Annotated in this window: 23 protein-coding genes; 5 read left to right on the forward strand and 18 right to left on the reverse strand. The window is 69.6% G+C overall.

The features are described 5' to 3' along the window. The first annotated feature begins 3 nt into the window (after positions 1-3). Complete coding sequence (gene glpK / locus ABFX45_RS10275) at positions 4-1,512, forward strand: glycerol kinase GlpK (protein ID WP_109639151.1); 1,509 nt, start codon at positions 4-6, stop codon at positions 1,510-1,512. 29 nt (positions 1,513-1,541) lie between these two features. Here the strand turns inward: glpK and ABFX45_RS10280 are convergent, their stop codons facing one another. The 5 genes from ABFX45_RS10280 to ABFX45_RS10300 all read right to left on the reverse strand — a co-directional run bounded on the left by ABFX45_RS10280 (position 1,542) and on the right by ABFX45_RS10300 (position 5,642). Next, positions 1,542-2,078, reverse strand: coding sequence for a sortase domain-containing protein (locus ABFX45_RS10280; RefSeq protein WP_346129236.1), 537 nt, complete (start codon positions 2,076-2,078; stop codon positions 1,542-1,544). 70 nt (positions 2,079-2,148) lie between these two features. After that, complete coding sequence (locus ABFX45_RS10285; protein ID WP_346129238.1) at positions 2,149-2,853, reverse strand: hypothetical protein; 705 nt, start codon at positions 2,851-2,853, stop codon at positions 2,149-2,151. A gap of 21 nt (positions 2,854-2,874) precedes the next feature. Next, positions 2,875-3,585, reverse strand: a complete 711-nt coding sequence (locus ABFX45_RS10290; RefSeq protein WP_346129241.1) for a hypothetical protein — start codon at positions 3,583-3,585, stop codon at positions 2,875-2,877. Positions 3,586-3,598: 13 nt separating this feature from the next. Then, the gene (locus ABFX45_RS10295) at positions 3,599-4,186 is read right to left on the reverse strand and encodes a class F sortase (RefSeq protein WP_346129243.1); all 588 of its coding nucleotides are present in this window, start codon (positions 4,184-4,186) and stop codon (positions 3,599-3,601) included. A gap of 52 nt (positions 4,187-4,238) precedes the next feature. Next, positions 4,239-5,642 (reverse strand): NAD(P)H-quinone dehydrogenase, encoded by a 1,404-nt coding sequence (locus ABFX45_RS10300; protein WP_109639347.1) that lies wholly within the window; start codon positions 5,640-5,642, stop codon positions 4,239-4,241. Positions 5,643-5,752: 110 nt separating this feature from the next. On the opposite strand from ABFX45_RS10300, the gene ABFX45_RS10305 reads away from it, so the two are divergent. Then, complete coding sequence (locus ABFX45_RS10305) at positions 5,753-6,202, forward strand: gamma-glutamylcyclotransferase family protein (RefSeq protein ID WP_109639156.1); 450 nt, start codon at positions 5,753-5,755, stop codon at positions 6,200-6,202. On the opposite strand, the gene ABFX45_RS10310 is transcribed toward ABFX45_RS10305, so the two are convergent. From ABFX45_RS10310 to ABFX45_RS10345, 8 genes are all read right to left on the reverse strand, one after another. Next, on the reverse strand, positions 6,203-7,012 hold the full coding sequence (locus tag ABFX45_RS10310) for an ESX secretion-associated protein EspG (protein ID WP_109639157.1): 810 nt from the start codon (positions 7,010-7,012) through the stop codon (positions 6,203-6,205). It lies immediately after the preceding gene. After that, entirely contained in the window at positions 7,012-8,202 is a 1,191-nt protein-coding gene (locus ABFX45_RS10315) for a PPE domain-containing protein (RefSeq protein ID WP_346129246.1), read from the reverse strand. The genes ABFX45_RS10310 and ABFX45_RS10315 overlap by 1 nt, the downstream gene beginning before the upstream one ends. Position 8,203: 1 nt before the next feature. Next, positions 8,204-8,509, reverse strand: a complete 306-nt coding sequence (locus ABFX45_RS10320) for a transcriptional regulator (protein WP_233439982.1) — start codon at positions 8,507-8,509, stop codon at positions 8,204-8,206. A 157-nt stretch (positions 8,510-8,666) separates the two neighbouring features. After that, positions 8,667-9,254 carry a DUF3558 domain-containing protein gene (locus ABFX45_RS10325; protein ID WP_112226890.1) on the reverse strand — a complete coding sequence of 196 codons (588 nt, stop codon included), beginning with the start codon at positions 9,252-9,254 and terminating at the stop codon, positions 8,667-8,669. Positions 9,255-9,260: 6 nt separating this feature from the next. Further along, a complete protein-coding gene (locus tag ABFX45_RS10330; protein ID WP_109639161.1) occupies positions 9,261-9,827 on the reverse strand; it encodes a GNAT family N-acetyltransferase in 567 nt (188 codons plus the stop codon). Positions 9,828-9,838: 11 nt separating this feature from the next. Then, a complete protein-coding gene (locus ABFX45_RS10335; RefSeq protein WP_146231708.1) occupies positions 9,839-10,615 on the reverse strand; it encodes an HAD-IA family hydrolase in 777 nt (258 codons plus the stop codon). Continuing rightward, positions 10,594-10,977 (reverse strand): DUF1707 SHOCT-like domain-containing protein, encoded by a 384-nt coding sequence (locus tag ABFX45_RS10340; RefSeq protein WP_211337513.1) that lies wholly within the window; start codon positions 10,975-10,977, stop codon positions 10,594-10,596. The genes ABFX45_RS10335 and ABFX45_RS10340 overlap by 22 nt, the downstream gene beginning before the upstream one ends. 30 nt (positions 10,978-11,007) lie before the next feature. Further along, the gene (locus tag ABFX45_RS10345) at positions 11,008-12,774 is read right to left on the reverse strand and encodes an acetyl/propionyl/methylcrotonyl-CoA carboxylase subunit alpha (protein ID WP_109639163.1); all 1,767 of its coding nucleotides are present in this window, start codon (positions 12,772-12,774) and stop codon (positions 11,008-11,010) included. A gap of 133 nt (positions 12,775-12,907) precedes the next feature. Between ABFX45_RS10345 and ABFX45_RS10350 the strand changes: the two genes are divergently transcribed. Further along, positions 12,908-13,564, forward strand: coding sequence for a hypothetical protein (locus ABFX45_RS10350; RefSeq protein WP_346129251.1), 657 nt, complete (start codon positions 12,908-12,910; stop codon positions 13,562-13,564). A gap of 99 nt (positions 13,565-13,663) precedes the next feature. Here the strand turns inward: ABFX45_RS10350 and ABFX45_RS10355 are convergent, their stop codons facing one another. From ABFX45_RS10355 to ABFX45_RS10365, 3 genes are all read right to left on the reverse strand, one after another. Further along, complete coding sequence (locus ABFX45_RS10355) at positions 13,664-14,944, reverse strand: dicarboxylate/amino acid:cation symporter (RefSeq protein ID WP_109639165.1); 1,281 nt, start codon at positions 14,942-14,944, stop codon at positions 13,664-13,666. Between the two features lie 180 nt (positions 14,945-15,124). After that, on the reverse strand, positions 15,125-15,724 hold the full coding sequence (locus tag ABFX45_RS10360) for a Maf family protein (protein WP_112226896.1): 600 nt from the start codon (positions 15,722-15,724) through the stop codon (positions 15,125-15,127). Beyond that, the gene (locus ABFX45_RS10365; protein ID WP_346129630.1) at positions 15,684-17,126 is read right to left on the reverse strand and encodes a DHA2 family efflux MFS transporter permease subunit; all 1,443 of its coding nucleotides are present in this window, start codon (positions 17,124-17,126) and stop codon (positions 15,684-15,686) included. The genes ABFX45_RS10360 and ABFX45_RS10365 overlap by 41 nt, the downstream gene beginning before the upstream one ends. Positions 17,127-17,161: 35 nt before the next feature. On the opposite strand from ABFX45_RS10365, the gene ABFX45_RS10370 reads away from it, so the two are divergent. Further along, positions 17,162-17,551, forward strand: a complete 390-nt coding sequence (locus ABFX45_RS10370) for a hypothetical protein (protein ID WP_109639168.1) — start codon at positions 17,162-17,164, stop codon at positions 17,549-17,551. Here ABFX45_RS10370 and ABFX45_RS10375 read toward each other — a convergent pair. After that, positions 17,548-17,781, reverse strand: a complete 234-nt coding sequence (locus ABFX45_RS10375; RefSeq protein WP_109639169.1) for an acyl-CoA carboxylase subunit epsilon — start codon at positions 17,779-17,781, stop codon at positions 17,548-17,550. The genes ABFX45_RS10370 and ABFX45_RS10375 overlap by 4 nt on opposite strands. After that, positions 17,778-19,415 carry an acyl-CoA carboxylase subunit beta gene (locus ABFX45_RS10380; protein ID WP_109639170.1) on the reverse strand — a complete coding sequence of 546 codons (1,638 nt, stop codon included), beginning with the start codon at positions 19,413-19,415 and terminating at the stop codon, positions 17,778-17,780. Before ABFX45_RS10380 ends, ABFX45_RS10375 begins: the two co-directional genes overlap by 4 nt. A gap of 117 nt (positions 19,416-19,532) precedes the next feature. On the opposite strand from ABFX45_RS10380, the gene ABFX45_RS10385 reads away from it, so the two are divergent. Further along, positions 19,533-20,351, forward strand: a complete 819-nt coding sequence (locus tag ABFX45_RS10385; RefSeq protein ID WP_346129255.1) for a biotin--[acetyl-CoA-carboxylase] ligase — start codon at positions 19,533-19,535, stop codon at positions 20,349-20,351. The last annotated feature ends 9 nt before the right edge of the window (positions 20,352-20,360 follow it).

A 20,360-nucleotide genomic window follows, 5' to 3' on the forward strand; every position in this document is an offset into this window, starting at 1 on the left:
CGCATGACGCAGTACGTGGCCGCGATCGACCAGGGCACCACGTCGACCCGTTGCATGATCTTCGACCACTCGGGTCGGGTGGTGTCGGTCGACCAGAAGGAGCACGAGCAGATCTTCCCGAAGGCGGGCTGGGTCGAGCACGACCCGATGGAGGTCTGGCAGAACACCCGCCAGGTCGCCGCGGGCGCGCTCGCGAAGGCCGATCTGTCCACTTCGGACATCGCAGCGGTCGGCATCACCAACCAGCGCGAGACCGCGGTGGTGTGGGACAAGAACACCGGCGAGCCCGTCTACAACGCCATCGTCTGGCAGGACACCCGCACCGACAGGATCGTCAACGAGCTGGGTGCGCTCGGTGGCGGGCAGGAGCGGTACCGGGCCAAGGTCGGCCTGCCGCTGGCGACCTACTTCTCCGGCCCCAAGGTCCGCTGGATCCTCGACAACGTCGAGGGCGCACGGGACCGCGCTGAGGCCGGCGACCTGCTGTTCGGCAACATGGACACGTGGGTGCTGTGGAACATGACGGGCGGCACCGACGGCGGTGTGCACGTCACCGACCCGACGAACGCGTCGCGCACCATGCTGATGGACCTCGACACGTTGCAGTGGGACGAGACCATCGCCGCCGACATGGGCATCCCGATGTCGATGCTGCCGGAGATCCGGTCCTCGTCGGAGGTCTACGGTCAGGTGCGCGAACGGGGAGCGCTGGCCGGTGTGCCGATCGCCGGCATCCTCGGCGACCAGCAGGCCGCGACGTTCGGCCAGGCCTGCCTGTCGCCCGGTGAAGCCAAGAACACCTACGGCACCGGCAACTTCATGCTGCTCAACACCGGCACCGAGAAGGTGATGAGCGAGAACGGGCTGCTCACCACCATCTGCTACAAGATCGGTGACACGGCTCCGGTCTACGCGCTGGAGGGTTCGATCGCGGTCACCGGTTCACTGGTGCAGTGGCTGCGCGACAACCTCGGCATGATCTCCAGCGCGGCCGAGATCGAGGAGCACGCCCGTTCGGTGGAGGACAACGGTGGCGCGTACTTCGTGCCCGCGTTCTCCGGCCTTTTCGCGCCGTACTGGCGTTCCGACGCCCGTGGCGCGATCGTCGGCCTGACCCGGTTCGTCAACAAGGGCCACCTCGCGCGAGCCGTGCTGGAGGCGACCGCCTTCCAGACCCGCGAGGTGCTCGACGCGATGAACGCCGACTCCGGCGTGGACCTGACGGCGTTGAAGGTCGACGGCGGCATGGTCGTGAACGAGCTGCTGATGCAGTTTCAGGCGGACATCCTCGGCGTGCCGGTGATCCGGCCGGTCGTGGCCGAGACCACCGCGCTGGGTGCCGCCTACGCCGCCGGTCTCGCGGTCGGGTTCTGGAAGTCGGAGGACGACATCCGCGACAACTGGGCTGAGGACAAGAGGTGGGAGCCGCAGATGGACGACGCCCGCCGCGACTCCGAGTACGCCAACTGGAAGAAGGCCGTCACCAAGACCTTCGACTGGGTGCAGGACTGAGTTTGATCGCCGCTGCTCTGCAGACGGCGCTACTGAGCTGGGGCTGCGTGCACGATCACGTTGTCGCGGGTGCCGCACGTGATCAGCCGCAGCCCCTGCTCGTCCGCGTCCCTGGCGACGGCCTCCGCGAAGAAGTCGTCACGGATGATCCGCTCCGAGCGCGTCACCGTGAACCTGGCCACCGAACCGTCCTTCTTGGACACTTCGACGGTGTCGCCCTGCTGCAGGTCGTTCAGGCGGTAGAAGACGCCCCTGGCCTTGTTGCTCTCGATGCGCCCGACGATGATCCACTGCTGGGGATGCGTTTGGCGCCAACCGGCCTGCATGCCCTCGTTGGCGGGCGGCATCTCGACGATGCCCTGCGGGTCGAGGCCGAGCTCGACCAGCGACGACCGCACGCCGATCCGCTCGATCCGCAGCTCCATGGGATCGGATTTGCCGAGAGGCGACACCACCGGCGGCGCCGCGCTGTCGCTCGTCGCCGCCGTCGGCTTCGGTGCCGGCCCCGATGAGCAGGCCGTGGCCAGCGCCACACACAGCACCGCGATTAAGACACGAGTCCCCACGAACCCATTGACGCACATCTGGTGGGTTAGTTGCTCGTCCGATCGGGACGGAGCCGAACCGTGATCATTTTTAGCGCGTGGTGCCACCACCGCCCGTCTCCGGCGCGCCCTTGGGCTTGACGACCGGCTTCGGCTTGGGCTTCGGAGCCGGACCGGCCGCCGGCGGCGTGGTCGTCGTCGGCGTCGTCGGCGGAGTGCCCTTGATCGTGAACGTCCTGGTGTCGGTGCGCGTGCCGCCCTGACAGTGGAAGGTGGCGGTGTAGGTGCCCGGCGTCGTGATCACCGTGGTGTCGCCGGAGAACCGGCCGAAGTTGCCGCCCCTCGTGAACTTGAGCGGCGCGGCGAATCCCGGCGACGTGATCTCGGCGCCGCTGCAGCCGGTGTTCATGTCTCCGCCGCCGGTCACCGTCCCGCCCGGCTCGACCTCGGCCGGGTGGAGGTACCACTGGAGCGGCCTCGGCTCTTCCACGGTGAACGAGGCCGTGTAGGTGCGGCCCCCGCACGTCGCCGTCACCGGATAGGTGCCGGCGACCGCGACCACGTGGGTGCTTCCCGTGACCCTGGCCGGGCCGTTCGGCTCCAGCTTCAGCGGTGCGGGGAAGCCGGGGGACGTGGCGACGGCGTCCGCCGCGGCGCAGCCGAGCAGTTCCACGCCGACCACTCCGGCCGCGCGCACGGTGGACGGTGAGACGGTGAGCCCGTCCTGTGCCAGCGCGGTGGCCGGCAGGAGCGTGAGCACGCTCAGCGCGCTCAGCAGAGCAATTGATCTCTTCATCTTTCTACCCCCTTGTAGTGGTCAGCCCCTCGCTGTGCCGCCGCCGGTTTCCGGCGCGCCCTTGGGCTTGACGATCGGCTTGGGCTTGGGCTTCGGAGCCGGGTTGCCCGCCGGTGGCGGGGTCGTCGGCGCGGTGGTCGGCGGTGTGCCGAGGATCCGGAACGTCTTCACGCTGCGCTCCGGGCGTTCCGCGCACTGGAAGACCACCTCGTACGTGCCCGGCGTGGTGATCACCGTCGTGTCACCGCTCAAGCGGCCGAAGTTCCCGCCGCGCGTGAACTTCAGCGGCGCGGCGAAACCGGGCGACGTGAGCGGCCCAGTCGCGTAGCAGCCGGTGCTCATGTTCTGTTCCGCGGTGATCGTGCCGCCCGGCTCGACCTCGGCCGGGTGCAGCTGCCAGTTGATCTCCAGCGGGAGCACGGTGAACTGTGCCGTCAGCGTCTTGCCGTCGCACTGGACGGTCGCGGTGTGGCTGCCCGCTTCGATGGTGGCCCATCCGTTGCCGGACAGGCGGTTCGCGTCGCCGCTGAGCGTGATCGGCTCTTTGAAGCCCCGTGACGTGACCGTGGAGTACGTCGCGCACGGACCGGTCTCCGCGCGGACGAGGCCGCCGTTCTTCACGGTGGCGGTCACCTGCAAGGTCGGTTTCTGCTGTTGCGCCACCGCGAGCGGCGCGAACACCACCGCGGCCGACAGCGCGACCGCGATGGCCGGAGTCCCTCTGCTTCTCACCTGGCCGTCCCCCTCAGATCAGCGTTGCGTAGACGATGATGTTGTCCCGGTAGCTGCGGGCGGACTGGTCGTAGCTGCCCCCGCAGGTGATCAGCCGCAGCTCGGGTTCGTCGGTCTCGCCGTAGACGGCCTCGGTGGGGAAGCTGTTCTTGGCGATCTGCTCGGTTCTGCGCACGCGGAACTTCGCCGTCGTGCCGTCCTTTCTGGACACTTCGACCTCGTCGCCCTCGGCGAGCTCCTTGAGCCGGAAGAAGATTCCCGGCTGCTTGTTGCCGTCGACGTGGCCCAGCAGCACGGCGGGTCCTGGCTCGCCGGGCGTGCGCGCGAGCTTGTACCAGCCCGCCTGCATCGGCTGCTCGACCGGCGGCACCTCGATCGTCTCGTCCGGGTTGAGCCCGAGCGGGACGAGCGAGGACTTCGCGCCGATCTTCGGGATGCGCACCTCAGTCGGCTCCGACGGCGGCAGGCCCCTGGCCACCCCGGCGGTCGGGGTGGTGGTGGTCTGCTGTTGCGTCGGAGCGGTGGGCAGCGTGACGTCAGGCGCCGAGGCGCAGCCGGTGAGCAACGCCAGCGCCGCGAACATCCCCCAGAACACACGCATGCCCCGAACACGCGGGTGTCCGGGGCACGGTTGCCTTGGGGCGGGGCGTTACCTAATCGAGATCGTCGTGCCGCATGAGCTGGCGGCCGGACTCCGTGATCGAACCGGAGAGCGACGGGTAGACCGAGAAGGTCGTGGCGAGGTGCTCGACGGTCAGCTGGTTCTGCACGGCCAGCGCGATCGGGAGGATCAGCTCGCTCGCGTTCGGAGCGACGACCACACCGCCGATGACCACACCGGTCGCCGGGCGGCAGAAGAGCTTCACGAAACCGCGGCGCAGGCCCTCCATCTTGGCGCGGGGGTTCGTGGCGAGCGGCAGCATGATCGTGCGCGCGGGCACCTCACCCGAGTCGATCGCCTGCTGGCTGATGCCGACGCTCGCGATCTCGGGGTTGGTGAAGACGTTCGCGGCGACGGTCTTGAGCTTGATCGGGCTGACGCCCTCTCCCAGCGCGTGCCACATCGCGATGCGGCCCTGCATGGCGGCCACGGACGCGAGCAGCAGCACACCGGTGCAGTCGCCGGCCGCGTAGACGCCGCTGACGTTGGTGCGGCTGACCCGGTCGACGGGGATGTACCCGCCGCGGCCGAGTTCGATGCCGATCTTCTCCAGGCCGATGTCGTTGGTGTTGGGCACCGAACCGACGGTCATCAGGGCGTGCGACGCCTCGATCGTGCGACCGTCTTCCAAATGGATCATCACGCCGTCGCCGACGTTCTCGACCCGGTCGGCGCGGGCGTGCTTGACGACGGCCGTGCCGCGCTCGGCGAACACGTCCTCCAGCACCGCGGCCGCGTCGGCGTCCTCGTGGGGGAGCACCCGGTCCCGGCTCGAGACCATCGTCACCTTGACACCCATCTCGGTGTAGGCGGAGGCGAACTCGACACCGGTCACACCGGAGCCGATGACGGCGAGGTGCTCCGGCAGTTCGGGCAGGTCGTAGATCTGGCGCCAGGTGAGGACGCGCTTGCCGTCCGGCTCGGCGCCCTGCAGCACCCGCGGCGTGGCGCCCGTTGCGATGAGCACCACATCGGCGTTGAGGAGCTCGTCCTCGCCGTCCGCCTTGGTGGCGATGACCTGGTGCTGGGCCAGCCCGCGCGAGTCGTCCGCGAACTTCGCGCGCCCGTTGATCAGTCGCACGCCCTCGCGCTGCAGCCGTGCCCGGACGTCCGCGGACTGCGCGAGCGCGAGGCCCTTCACCCGTCCGTGCACCACCGGCAGGTCGACGGCCGCCTGGTCGTTGTTGGTCTGAATCCCCAGCTCACCGGCGTTGCGGAAGGCGCTGCGGGCCCCCGCCGAGGCGATGAACGTCTTGGACGGCACGCAGTCGTACAACACGCACGCGCCACCGGCCCCGTCGTTCTCCACCACGGTCACGTCGGCGCCGTGCTGTGCCGCGACCAGGGCTGCCTCGTAACCTGCGGGTCCGCCGCCCATGATGACGATGCGGGTCACGATCATTCCCCTTCTGCGCGCTTGCTGGCCGGGCACAACCGTACGCGTTGGCCGAATCGCCCGTGTCGTCAGTACCGAAAGCTGATCGTTGGGTCGCTACGCTGTCGGACGTGCCGCTCTATGCCGCGTACGGGTCGAACATGGATCCGAACCAGATGATGGAGCGAGCCCCGTACTCCCCGCTCGCGGGGACCGGCTGGCTCGTCGGTTGGCGTCTGACGTTCGGTGGCGAGGACCTCGGCTGGGAGGGCGCTCTCGCGACCATCGTCGAGGACCCCGACTCCCAGACGTTCTGCGTGCTCTACGACGTCTCACCGCGCGACGAGTCGCGGCTGGACAGGTGGGAGGGCGCGCTCGGGCTCTACAAGAAGATCCGGCTGCGGGTGCAGACCCTGGAGGGATCTGTGGTGGCCTGGCTGTACGTGCTGGACGCCTACGAGGGCGGGCTGCCGTCCGCCCGGTACATCGGCGTGGTGGCGGACGCGGCGGAGGCTGCCGGGGCACCGGACGACTACGTGAACGACCTGCGGACGCGGCCCTGCCAGGGCATCGGGCCCTGATCAGGCGCCGGCGGCCTCCGCCAGCAGCTCCACCAGGTGGTGGTGCATGCGGCGGTAGTCGATCGGCGTGATGGTCGACCAGGGCGCCTGGCCCTCCGAGGCCCGGCGCATCTGCAGGTAGCGCCCCTTCGGCGTGTCGTAGAACGCCACCACCCGGTCCGGCCGCACCCGCTTGCCCCACTTGTCCCGCGCGGCAGCACCGAACTGCCCGCGGTTCGAGGCGTCCCGGACCATCTCCGCCAGGGTGTGGGCGTCGTCACTCCGCAACCCGCGCGAGCGCAGCGCCTCCTCCAGGTCCTCTGGCGAAGCCGCTGAGGCGGCCGCTGCGTCCAGGTCCGCAGACGGCAGGGTGATCGAGTGACCCTCGCCCGCCGGAGCCGGGGGGAGGGCGGTCAGGGCTTCGCGCGGCAGTCCGTCGGCCTCGGCGGGGCGCAGGATCAGCTGCCCGCCGTCCAGGACGGCCAGGACTCCCGCCTGGCCCTTGCCGGCGGCCAGGACGCGGACGCTGCGTTCCTGCAGCCACATCCGGGCGTCGATCTCCTGCTGCGGGCGGTTCAGGACGTGCAGGAGGTCTTCCAGGGTCGGGTCCAGGGAACGCGGGCCGCCCAGGCCGCGCGCGCCCAGCTGGCGCCACACCTGGTCCTCGATGCCCCTGCGTTCCTCACGGGTCTTGCCCGGTGAGGGCACCTTCAGGACGAGCGGCATCGTCTCCAGGCCCAGGTGTTCCCAGAGGACGTCGAACTCCAGCGTGGAGATGATCACCGGGTCGCGCGTGTCGCTCGTCCCCATGTCCAAGCCGAACAGAGTCATCAGTCGGTCGTGCTCTCCCCGATCACCGGCAGCGAGTAGCTGCCGACGCCGTAGATGTCGTCGCGTTCACGGAGGTAGTCGGCAGCCTTGTGCTCCATGTCCTCCTCTTCCTCGCCCTTGCGCGGGCCCATGCCGCCGAACGGGTCGAACGACTGGGGCATCGGCACGGCCCTGCGGTGGAGCTGGTCGTTGTTCGACGACGCGCCCACCGTGCCCATCGGACCCATGGCGGAGCCGGAAGCCGAGGCCACACCGGCGGCACCACCGTGACCCATCAGCGGGCCCACGGCGGCCGAGGAAGCCGCGGTCGCGCCCTCTTCCATCTCCTTGGGCTCCGTCGACGACGACGAACGGCCCGAGCGCTGGCCGGGCACACCGACACCCGCGACGCCCGTGCCGGAGGGACCGGACGTGCCGGCCGACGACAGCGAGGTCGTGGAGCCCTTCGAGGTAGCTGCGGCAGGCGCCGACACCCCGGAGGTGCGCGTCGGCGAACTGGGGGGAGGAGTGGCGCCACGAGGCGGCGGAGCAGCGGAGACACGTGAGCCGGAACCCGTGCGACCTCGCGTGACGCCACCGGTCGCGCCCTGCGGGCCGACGACCCAGGCTCCCGCCGTGCCGATCTGGGCACCGCCACCGTGCACGAGGCCGGTGCCGCTGATCTGCAGCTGCGGTGGCTGGCTGAACTGGCCCAGGGTCGAGGTGTTCGAGACCGTGGACGACGCGTAGGTGGACATGACCTCACGGGCGCGGCGCTCGGCGGCGTCCTGGGCCGCCTCCTGCTTCTCGTGGTCGGTCTGGCCGCCGAAGAGGTGGGTGAGACCGGTGATCAGCGCGCCCGGCTGCTCCGCGGTCACCTGGACCGGTTTCGGCATGTCCGCGCGGGCCTTCGAGATGTGGCCGGCCTGCAGTTCCGCCGAGTAACGCATCACGTCCGCGCCGGTGCGCGCGCCGTCCGCCCAGGTGGCGATCGGGTTGAGGCCGGCCTGCGCGATCTCGGAGGCCTTGCCCTTCCACTTCGCGCCCGACAGCGTGATGCCGTTGTGCAGGTCGTCGTTGATCTCGCTCAACGCGGCCGACACGCCCGCCCAGCGCTCCATCGACGCGAACGACGCGGAGGGGCCGGGACCTGCGTGGATGCGCTCGTACAGCTCCTTGTGGCTGTAGCCCTGCCAGCGGTGTTCTGCCATATCAGCACCCGCTCTTGTTCATCATGCCGGTGTTGTCGCCCTCGACCACCTGGTACTGGCGCTCGATCTGGTTCAGGTTGTCCATCGCCGTCTTGAGCTGCTTCTGGTAGTTCAGCAGGGCCTGCAGCGCCGAGTCGCCGTCGGAGATCGACCGGTCGTTGAACTTCTCCGCGGCCTCCTTGCTCACCGGATCGCCCGCCCACGGCCGGACGCGGAACTCGGTGATCGCCATCTCGATCTGCTTGTCGAGCTTGGTCAGAGCGGCGGAGAACGTGTTCCGCAACGCCGGGATCGCCCCTGGTTCCACACTCAGCTCGTGGCTGACGGGTGGCGAGGAGTCAGCCCCGCTGCGTCCCCCTGGCGGCATGGTGAGACCTCCGGCGGTTGTGCGTACAAGCGCGTCGACACTCTAACCACCGAAAGTAACGCTGGGGAGTGGGATCAGTGACATCCGCCCGTGTGGGTCAGCGCTTCTGGAGCAAACTGGCCACCGCCGCCTCGGCCACGCGCTGTGCTCCCAGGCAAAGATGATCTTGTTGTACCGCACGGGAATTCCCACCGTCGCGGAACATGACGTCGAGGAACTGACCCTCTGCGATGTCGATCTCCACGTGGCAGACGTCGTTCAGGTCGGGTGTGCGGACGGTAATCGCCGCGAACCCCTCGATCGAGCTGACCGTGTAATCCACCTGGGCGTTCTCGGAGAGCCACACGTCGGCACCGGAGACCAGCACCAGCGCGAGCCTGGCGACGTTGCCGCTGGTCGTGCTGCGAATCGTGCACGCCTTCGCACCGCCGAAGCTCGTCTCGACGTAGGCGCTGGGCGGGTTGTCGAGGCTCAGCTGAACGCGCTGCTCGGGGGTCAGCACCGCGCACGGGTCGACGTTGTCGAGCGGTACCTCACGCGGCCGCGGCGGGAAGTCCATCTGCGAGGCCGACGTCGTCGGCGTCGCGGGAGGGGGTGGGGCCTGGCTGTCGAGTGCGCTGGGGGCAGGCCCGGCCGTGCATCCGGCCAGCGCCACCGCAACGATGAGGAGCGCCGTGATCCGCATGGGCGCTCACCGTAGCTGTTCCGGGTAGGGGTCTGTCGCGAGCCTCGACCACAGCAGCTCGTCGACGCGCTGGTCGTCGACGATCGACTCGTCGCGAAGCCGGCCCTCCAGGGTGAACCCGCACTTCTCCGCGACCCGCTGAGACGCCAGGTTCGACACCGAGTGCTTGTAGACGATCCGGTGCATGTCGGCCGCGCCGAACGCCCAGCCCAGCACGGCGTTGAGCGCGGTCGGCACGACGCCCTTGCCGCGGTGCGCCGGGTGGGCCCAGCAGGTCACCTCCGCCGAGCCGAACTTGCGGTCGATGCTGTGGAGCACGATGCCGGCCGCCACGTCCGCGGTGACCGCGTCGCACACCGCCCACGACCACCGGTAGTCCTTCGGCCAGCCGTTGTTCATCAGCACGATGAACAACTCGGCCGCCGTGACGTCCTCCATGGTCAGGCGGTGCATGTACCGCCTGGTCTCCTCGTCCGCGTAGGTCTCGACGAGCGCAGGCACGTCGTTGACGCGGTCGTCGTTGCGGAAGGCGCGCAGGTAGTACTCACCCGCGTTGATCTCGACTGGCTCCACGAGCTCAGAGGCTAATGGTCCCCGGTGAACCCGTCGTGACGCTCCGCCAGTTCGTCGAGCTCGTCACGATGCGCGGACGCGGGCGTGCCGTCCGGGGCGGTGGTGAGCTCGATCACCCAGTCCACGTCCTCGGCGTCGTCCTCGCCCGCCAGCATGTCCCGGTGCACCGCGCACGGACCCCAGCCGTCCTCCAGCAGCTCCGCCGCCAGCTCCTCGGCCTCGTCGCGGTCCGGGAGGATCAGCAGCACCGTCGGCGGGATCAGCCCGCGCACCGCCAGCGCCGTCCGCAACGCCGCCGTGTCCGGCACGTGCACGCCGTCGAGCCCCACCGCGCGGGCGGCGGCCACGTTCTCCTCGGTGTCGTCGCAGAACACCGCGGTCGAGTGGCCGAGCTCGGCCAGCACCCGCCGGAAGATCTCCGGATCCGGTTTCGCGACCCCGAGCCGCGCGGAGTTGAAGATCGCGTCGAACTCCGCGTCCAGGCCGAGCTGGGCGAGGTCCGCCTCCAGCCGGGTGGTCGCGTTGGACAGCAACGCCACGAAGCACTGCTTGCGCGCGGTCCGCACCAACGCCAGCGCCTCGGTGATCACCTCACCGGTCGAGGCGACCCAGGCCTGCCCGACCTCGTGCCGCCACTGCTCGTCGGTGATCTCACCGGTGACGGCGCGGCGCAGCAGCGACGGTTCGAAAGCGATCTCGGCGATCTCCGTCGGCAGGGGAGGAAACCGGCGCAGCACGCCGTCGAGATCGAGCAGCAGCAACGGTTTCAGCGCCGGCGTCCGTTCCACTGTGCCCACAGGATCGCGACCGCGGGGATGAGCAGGAAGATCAGCGGGTTCCGCACGAGCACGAAGAACGCGATCACCACGGCCACGCCGACCGCCGGCACGACCGCGCCCTCCCAGCGCGCGGGCGGCTTGGTCGGCTCCGGGAACATCGGCATCGGCGTGGCGAACTGCGGACGCGGGTCCGGCAGGTCGTGGAACAACGCCATGAGCTCGCCGCGGGTCTTCGCGATGGTGATCTTCGCGGACCGCTCGCCGTACTCGTGGACGTCGATGCGGCCCGCGCTCATGTGCTCACCGAGCACCTGCAACGCCTGCTGGCGCTCGGTGTCACCGATGCGGATGTCCCTCGACGGGTCGCTCACAACGCAATCGTAGGTGAGCGACCCGACCGGTCAGTCCTTCAGCTCGCAGATCACGGTGCCCTGGGTGATCGGGTCACCGGGCGCGGCCGCGAGACCCGTCACGGTGCCGGCCTTGTGCGCCGTCACCGGGTTCTCCATCTTCATCGCCTCGAGGACCACGATCAGGTCGCCCGCCTCGACGGTCTGCCCGTCCTCGACGGCCACCTTCACGATCGTGCCCTGCATCGGCGCGGCCACCGCGTCACCTGACACCGCGGCGGACCCGCCACCGGCGCGCTTCGCCTTCGGCTTCTTGGCCGCGGCGGCCGGGCGGGCCGAACCCACCGCGAGATCACCCGGCAGCGACACCTCGAGGCGGCGGCCACCGACCTCGACGACGACGGTCTGGCGCGGCGTCTCCTCGTCGGACGCCTCGGCGCCACCCGTGAACGGCGCGATCTGGTTGTCGAACTCGGTCTCGATCCAGCGCGTGTGGACGGTGAAGCCCTCGGGCTTCTCGGCGGTGAACGCCGCGTCCCGCACGATCGCGCGGTGGAACGGCAGCACGGTCGCCATGCCGTCGACGACCATCTCGTCCAGCGCCCGGCGGGCACGCGCGAGCGCCTCCTCGCGGTTCTCACCGGTCACGATCAGCTTGGCCAGCAACGAGTCGAACTGGCCGCCGATCACCGAGCCGCTCTCGACACCGGCGTCCACGCGCACACCCGGACCGGACGGCGCCACGAAGGACGTCACGGTGCCCGGCGCGGGCAGGAAGCCACGACCGGCATCCTCGCCGTTGATGCGGAACTCGATGGAGTGCGCGCGCGGCGTCGGGTCTTCGAGGTGCTTGAGCTTCTCCCCGGCGGCGATGCGGAACTGCTCGCGCACGAGGTCGATGCCGGTCGTCTCCTCCGACACCGGGTGTTCGACCTGCAGGCGGGTGTTGACCTCCAGGAACGAGATCGACCCGTCCAGGCCGACGAGGTACTCGACGGTGCCGGCACCGTGGTAGCCGGCTTCGAGGCAGATGGCCTTGGCGGAGCTGTGGATCGTGGCGCGCTGCTCGTCGGTCAGGAACGGCGCGGGCGCCTCCTCGACCAGCTTCTGGTGGCGGCGCTGCAGCGAGCAGTCGCGGGTGCCGACGACGATCACGTTGCCGTGCTGGTCGGCGAGAACCTGCGCCTCGACGTGGCGCGGCTTGTCCAGGTACCGCTCGACGAAGCACTCGCCGCGGCCGAACGCCGTGACGGCCTCGCGGACGGCGGAGTCGAAGAGCTCGGGGATCTCCTCGATCGTGCGGGCGACCTTCAGGCCGCGGCCGCCACCACCGAACGCGGCCTTGATCGCGACCGGCAGGCCGTGCTCCTGCGCGAACGCCACGATCTCGTCCGGACCGCCGACCGGGTCCTTGGTGCCGGGCACCAGCGGCGCGCCGGCGCGCATCGCGATGTGCCGCGCGGTCACCTTGTCGCCGAGGTCGCGGATCGCCTGCGGGGTCGGGCCGATCCAGGTCAGGCCGGCGTCGATCACGGCCTGCGCGAAGTCCGCGTTCTCGGACAGGAAGCCGTAACCTGGGTGCACCGAGTCGGCACCGGACTGCGCTGCGGCCGCCAGCACCTTCTCGAACGACAGGTAGCTCTCGCCGGGCGTGTTGCCGCCGAGCGCGAACGCCTCGTCGGCGAGCCGGACGAACGGCGCGTCGCGGTCGGGGTCCGCGTAGATGGCGACACTGGCCAGGCCGGCGTCTCGGCAGGCGCGGATGACCCGGACGGCGATCTCACCGCGGTTGGCGATGAGGACCTTGCGCAGCGACACGGCGTCGTACCTCCTGCTGGACCGGCAATTACGGCTCTGGCTGGTGCCGCAGTCTACGGAAATCGGTGAACTCGGAGAGGGAGAGACGGCTCACTTCACATCCATCGTGAGGCCATCGGCCACAATCTGCGATGTGGGTGGATCCAGGTCTGTGCTGGTGACCGCGGCCGCGGCCGCCGTCGTGGTGGTCGCAGGGCTGACGTTCGCCTTCCTCCGGCGGCCGGACAACACCGATTCAGGTCAGTCCGGCACCGACCCCGGAATGCGCTGCGGCACCACCGTCTGCCAATCCATCGTGGGCAAATCGGTCGGCAAGGACCTGGTCGAACTGCTCGGCGGCACCGGCGGCGGGCGGATCAGGGTGACCGGCGAGTCGGGCCCGTTCATCTTCGAGATGACCATCGCCGAGTCCGGCGCAACCGTCAACGACAAGTCGCTGCAGTGCGCGGAGGCGACGGTCAGCGTCTGCCTGGTGCGCGGGTCGCACGGCGGCAACTGGCTCGGCGAGGTGCTGATCCGCAAGGACGGCACTTGGTCGCGCGCGCAGGCGGCCTACCTCGCCAACGCCGGGTACCTCGGCCTGCACGACGTCAACGAGGACGGCACCGCGGACATCGTCACCGCCCAGCTCGCATGCGACGGGCAGTGCAGCAGTGCGTTCGTGCAGGTGTTCTCCGCGCTGGGGCCGAACATCGGCTGTACGACAGCGGCACCGGCGCGAGACCAGCTCCCCGGCTGGCCCACACCGGTGCCGAAGATGTCGCAGCTTCGCCCGTGCGCTGACTCCTAGTGCCGTGACAGCCAGCCTTCGCCGCGTCTTCACCGCTCAGCGGGCCACCTCGCGGCCGTCTGACCGCCGAACACGGGGCAAAAGCTGACTGCCACGGCACTAGGCGTTGACGAGCTCTCGTTCCTCGGCGGGCTCCTCGATCAGACCCTCACTGCGCGCCACCAGCACCGGCACGGTGATCTGGCCCGCCACGTTGGTCGCGGTGCGCATCATGTCGAGGATCGGGTCGATCGCGTAGACCACGGCCACACCGGTCGCGATGACCTGCGGCGGCAGGCCGACGACGCTCAGCGTCAGCGTCAGCATCGTGTACCAGCCGGTCGTGCCCGCCGTGGCGAGCGCGCCGAACACGGCGACCAGCACGATGCCGACGTACTGCCACACCGAGAGCTGGATGCCGAACAGGTTCGCGATGAAGATCGTCGCGACGGCCGGGTAGACCGCGGCGCAACCGTCCATCTTGGTCGTGGTGCCCAGCGGCACGGCGAAGTTCGCGTACTCCGGTGAGACGCCGAGATCCGTGGCGGCCTTGCGGGACAACGGAAGCGTGGCACCGGACGAACGCGAGACGAACGCGAACTGGATCGCCGTCCACGACTTGCGGAAGAACTCGGCCGGCGAGGTCTTGCCGACGAACTTCAGCAGGATCGGGTAGACCGCGAACAGCACGATCGCCGTACCCAGGTACACGGCCACGATCAGCGAGAACAGCGGTCGCACGAACGAGTTGCCGTACGACGCGACGGCGTTGCCGATCAGGCCGAAGATGCCGATCGGCGCCAGCAGGATGATCCAGCCGACGACCTTCTGCACGATGTCGAAGAACGAGCGGACCAGGTTCGTGAACGGCGCGGCCTTCTCACCGAGCGCGTAGGCGGCGAAACCGACGAGCACCGCGATGAAGACGACCTGCAGCACCTCGCCCTCGGTGAAGGCGCTGAAGATGTTGGTGGGCACCAGGTTGTCGAGCAGCGCGTTCCACGAGCCGGACGCGCGCTTGGCCAGCTTGTCGACGGCACCGGCGGCGGGTTCGATCTGCACGCCCTGGCCGGGCTTGATGATCGCGGCGACGGCGAGGCCGATCAGCACGGCGATGAACGACGTGATGGCGAACCACAGGAACGTCTTGCCGCCGAGGCGGGCGGCGGTGCGACCGCCGCCGAGGTTCCGCAGCGACGCGATGCCGACGACGATCGCGGTGAACACGAGTGGGATCACGGTCAGCTGCAGCAGCGCCGTGAAGGTGGAACCGATCTTGGCGAGCACGGGCGCGAGCCACGTGCCCTTGCCGAGCCAGCCGGCGAGCGCGCCGAGGACGAGCCCGGCGAGCACGGTCAGGCCGAAGACCTTGGGCTTGCGGTAGGTCTGGACGAACGACACTGGGACATCTCCGTTTGCAGGGATGAGCGGAACAGGACTGGGAGCGGTCAGCTCCGACAGCCCGTGCTCGTCCTGCGTGCCAGGTCGATGCGCCTGCGACGCGTCAAGTACTCGTTCACCGCTACCCCCAACGCGGCCGTTGGGGACAGTCTTCCCTGATCAAGCCAAGTGTGACCAGGACTACCAGAGTGTGGACACCGAGACGCCCACCTCGCCGAGCAGCCGGCGGGTCAGCGGCAGGCTGATGCCGATGACGGACGTGTGGTCGCCGTCGATGCCGTCGATGAACCAGCCGCCGAGCCCGTCGATCGTGAAGCCGCCCGCGACGTGAAGTGGCTCACCCGTCGCGAGGTACGCCTCCAGCTCCTCGTCCGACGGCGTGCCGAACCGCACGGTCGTCGACTCGGCGGCCGACGCGCGGCCGACGATCTCGCCCCGGGAGACCCTCAGCACGGTGTGCCCGGTGATCAGCACGCCGCTCTTGCCCGCGACCCGCCGCCACCGCTCCCGCGCGACCTCCGCCGTGCCGGGCTTGCCCACGAGCTCGCCCTCGAACAGCAGCATCGAGTCGCAGCCGATCACGACGCACTCGTCGTCGTGCTCGATCGCCTCCGCCTTCGCCGCAGACAGGGCGACGACGGTCTCCTCCGGCGTGGGGTTGGTGAGCGACGCGACCAGCGCGTCCTCGTCGACACCGGACACGCGGACGACGGGCTCGACGCCCGCGGACCGCAGGACGCTAAGACGGGCGGGTGACTGGGAGGCCAGGATCAGACGCACGCCCGGAGTCTCGCATGCCCGTTTCGCGCCTCATCAGCACCGCCGCGGTCACCCCGACGACCGTGGACACGACCAGCATCAGCAACGCGGCCCGCGTCGCCGTGGTGAAGTCGCCCGTCGCCGCCAGCACGATCTGCAGGACGGCACCGGTGCCCGCGCTGCCGAGCACGCCGCCGAACTGCCGCGAGGTGTTGTAGATGCCTGCGCCCGCACCCATCAGCTGCGGGTCGAGCGTCTTCGTGGCGATGTTGGTGAGCGGCGAATAGACCATGCCCATGCCGCCGCCGACCACCACGAGAGCGGGCAGCAGCACCCACGGCGACCCGCCGAGCTGCAGCGTCATCACGCCGATGCCCAGCCCGAGCAGCGCGAAGCCGGTGATCGGCAGGAACTTCGCGCGCGGCCCGTTGGACCACCGGCCCGCGAAGAACGCCACGACGCCGGACATCAGCGAGGTCGGCGCGGTGAGCATGCCCGCCTCGAACGCCGTCAGCTTCGGCACCGTCTGCACGAACAGCACGAGCGGCACGAACAGCCCGGTGACCGAGAAGCCGATGATCACGTTGGCGACGTTGCCCAGCGAGAAGTTCCGGTTGCCGAAGATGCGCAACGGCAGCAACGGCTCGGGGTTGCGCCGCGCCGCCTGCCACAGCACGAACACGACCAGCAGCACCACTCCCGCGACGATGATCTCGGCGATCGTGATCGGTCCCGCGACCCTGCCCCACCCGTAGTGCTCGCCGTTCTGCACGCCGAACACGACCAGGCCGAGCCCGAGGCAGCACAGCACGACGCCGAGCACGTCGAACCGGTGCGACCGGCCAGGCCGCCAGTCCGGCACACGGCGCACCACCAGCGCCAGCGCGAGCACGCCGATCGGGATGTTGACGAAGAAGATCCACTCCCAGCCGAGCTGGGTGACGAGCACACCACCGAGCAGGGGCCCTGACACGGTCGCGAAACCTGCGACCGATCCCCACACGCCCAGCGCCGCCCCACGCCGGTGCGGCGGGAACAGGTGGGTGATGAACGCCATCGTCTGCGGTGTCATGGCCGCGGCACCCAGGCCCTGCACGGCGCGCGCGGCGATGAGCACCTCGGCGCTGCCGGCGAGTCCGCAGACCAGCGAGGCCAGCACGAAGATCGTGAGGCCGGTGAGGTAGACGCGCTTCGGCCCGAACCGGTCGCCGAGCCGCCCGGTCAGCAGCAACGGCACGGCGAACGTCAGCAGGTACGCGCTGTTGACCCAGATGATGTCGTTGAGCGACGCCCGCAGGCCCTCGATCATCGCCGGCATCGCCACGTTCACGATGGTCGTGTCCAGCAGGATCATGAAGAAACCGACGCAGAGGGCTGCGATCGCCCGCCACGCCGTGCGGTCGGATCGAGTAGTACTACTGATGCGCGATCACCCCGTCCGTAGGCACCCTCGACCGAGTGAAGCGCTGGGTGCTTGTCCTCACCGAACGCGGTTCCGATCGCGAAGGCAAGCGCAGACGGATCGCCGCAGTCCTCGCCGTGCTCGGCGGGCTCGTCGGATCGTGGGCCGTGGGAAGCGTGCTCGCGAGCGACCCCATCGGCTACGGCGTGCCGATCTGGCCGTTCGCCGACACCGTCGACCGCGCGGAGAACGCGCTGCTCGGCAGGGTCGTCACCGCCGTCCGCGCAAACACGCCGCTGAACGACGCCAACGTGCAGGTGCTGCGCAAGACCGACGCGTACGGCAGCGAGTTCTGGACGTTGAAGCTCAAGGTCGACGGCGAGACCCGCTGTCGCGAGGTCGCCGTCGGCCTGAACGTCACGAGCCGCCGGGTCGACTGCTTCTAGCCCGGGAAACCGGACGCCCGCCAGGCGCCCGGCCCGTGCTGCAGCGGCCTGCGCACCCGGCGGGCCGGGTTGGCCCACTCCGAGCGTCGCTTCGGCTTGTCCTCGGCGGGCGAGGCCGCTGCCAGCCCGGCGATGACAGCGGTCAGTGCCGCGAGCTGGTAGTCGTCCGGTTCGCCCTTGACGACCCTGAGCAGTGGCCTTTCCTGGGGCTTCTCGTCCGGCGCGGTCACAGCGGGATGTTCCCGTGCTTCTTGGGCGGCAGCGTCTCCCGCTTGTCCCTCAGCATCGACAGCGCCCGCGCCACGTAACCGCGGGTGTACGACGGCGGGATCACGGAGTCCACGTACCCGCGCTCAGCGGCGACGTACGGGTTGCACAGCGTGTCCTCGTACTCCTGCTGGAGCTGCGCGCGCAGGGCGTCGACGTCCTCGCCGTTCTGGGCGGCGGCCGCGAGCGTCTTGCGGTGCACGATGTTCGCCGCGCCCGAAGCGCCCATGACGGCGATCTGCGCGGTCGGCCACGCGAGGTTGATGTCCGCGCCGAGGTGCTTGGAGCCCATGACGTCGTACGCGCCGCCGTACGCCTTGCGCGTGATGACGGTGACGAGCGGAACGGTGGCCTCGGCGTAGGCGTAGATCAGCTTGGCGCCGCGCCGGATGATGCCGTTCCACTCCTGGTCGGTGCCGGGCAGGAAGCCGGGCACGTCGACGAACGTCAGCACCGGGATGTTGAACGCGTCGCAGGTGCGCACGAACCGCGCGGCCTTCTCCGAGGCGTCGATGTCGAGGCAGCCGGCGAACTGCGTGGGCTGGTTCGCGACGACACCGACGGAGTGGCCATCGACGCGGCCGAAGCCGACGAGGATGTTCGGCGCGAACAGCGGCTGGACCTCGAGGAAGTCGCCGTCGTCCAGAACCCGGCTGATGACCTCGTGCATGTCGTACGGCTGGTTCGCCGAGTCCGGGATGAGCGTGTCGAGCTCGCGGTCCGTGTCCGTGATGGCGTCGGTGATGGAGCCCTCGGTCAGCGTGCCGTCGAACGCCGGCGCGTCACTCAGGTTGTTGGACGGCAGGTACGACAGCAGTTCCTTGACGTACGCGATCGCGTCTTCCTCGTCGCTGCCGAGGTAGTGCGCGTTGCCGGACTTGGTGTTGTGCGTGCGACCGCCGCCGAGCTCCTCGAAGGTCACGTCCTCGCCGGTGACCGTCTTGATGACGTCGGGGCCGGTGATGAACATGTGCGAGGTCTGGTCGACCATCACCACGAAGTCGGTCAGCGCGGGGGAGTAGACGTGCCCGCCCGCGTTGGAGCCCATGATCAGCGAGATCTGGGGGATCACGCCGGACGCGCGGACGTTGCGGGTGAAGATCTCGCCGTAGAGGCCGAGCGAGACGACGCCCTCCTGGATGCGCGCGCCGCCGCCCTCGTTGATGCCGATGATCGGGCGGCCGGTCTTGATCGCCAGGTCCATGATCTTGACGATCTTCTCGCCGTACACCTCGCCGAGCGAGCCGCCGAAGACCGTGACGTCCTGGGAGAACACGCACACCGGACGGCCGTCGACGGTGCCGTAGCCGGTCACCACGCCGTCGCCGTACGGGCGGTTCTTCTCCTGGCCGAAGTTGGTGGAGCGGTGCCGCGCCAGCTCGTCCAGCTCGACGAACGAGCCGGGGTCGAGCAGGAGGTCGATGCGCTCGCGGGCTGTCTTCTTGCCCTTCGCGTGCTGCTTTTCGACAGCGCGTGCCGACCCGGCGTGAACCGCCTCGTCGTTGCGCCGGTAGAGGTCAACGAGCTTGCCCGCGGTGGTGTGGACGTCCGGGGCGTCCGCGGGGACGGTCCCGATCGGCTCGGTCGCACTGCTCATGGGCTCGCAGCCTAACGAGAGCATTGCTGAACTGCCCCGTGCAGTTGTCCAGGTCACGGCAACCTGTTGGTCATCACTGATCGCACGTACCCTCTCCCGTTCCAATAGCCTGGCCTGATGGACACCGCACTCGACGCCGAGGCGCTCCGCGCACGGCTGGTCGCACCCAACGGTCCGTACGCCGCGCTCGACGTCGTGGCGTCCACGGCGTCCACCAACGCCGACCTGGCCAAGGCCGCCACCGAAGGCGCCGCCGACCGCACCGTCCTGATCGCTCTGGAGCAGAGCGCCGGGCAGGGCCGCCGCGGCCGCACCTGGTCGTCGCCGCCCGGCGGGCTCTACGTCAGCGTGCTGTTCCGCCCGAGCGGCGTGCCGCCGAAGCAGTTGCCGTGGCTCAACCTGATCGCCGGTCTGGCGCTGGTGCGGGTCGCCCGATCGGTTGGTGTTGAAGCGTCCCTGAAGTGGCCGAACGACCTGCTGTTCGGTCCGAAGGCGGAGAAGGGCGCCGGAATCCTGTCCGAGATCACCGCCGGCGTCGCGCAGGCCGTGGTCGTCGGCATCGGCCTGAACGTCGCCAAGCTGCCGGACGGCGTGCAGCCCGCGCCGGGAGGTCTGGCGCCGACGTCGCTGGAGGACGTGGGTGCCGCGGAGCTGGATCGAGGCGAGCTGGCGTTCCGGCTGCTGACCGAGCTCGCTGTGCTGGAAGGCGTGTGGCGCAAGAACGGCGGCGACGCGGTGGAGTCGGGTCTGCTGGAGGAGTACCAGGAGCACTCGGCGACCGTCGGCGAGCGCGTGCGCGTGGAGTTGTCAGGTGGCGTGCAGGTGCTCGGCACGGCGCAACGCATCGAGCCGGACGGCACCCTGGTCGTGCGCGGCAGCGACGGCGTTGATCACGGCGTGTCCGCTGGTGACGTGGTGCATTTGCGTCCTGCGTAGTTAGGGTTG

Origin of the sequence: Lentzea roselyniae (assembly GCF_039537795.1) — a bacterium.
Lineage (GTDB): Bacteria > Actinomycetota > Actinomycetes > Mycobacteriales > Pseudonocardiaceae > Lentzea > Lentzea atacamensis.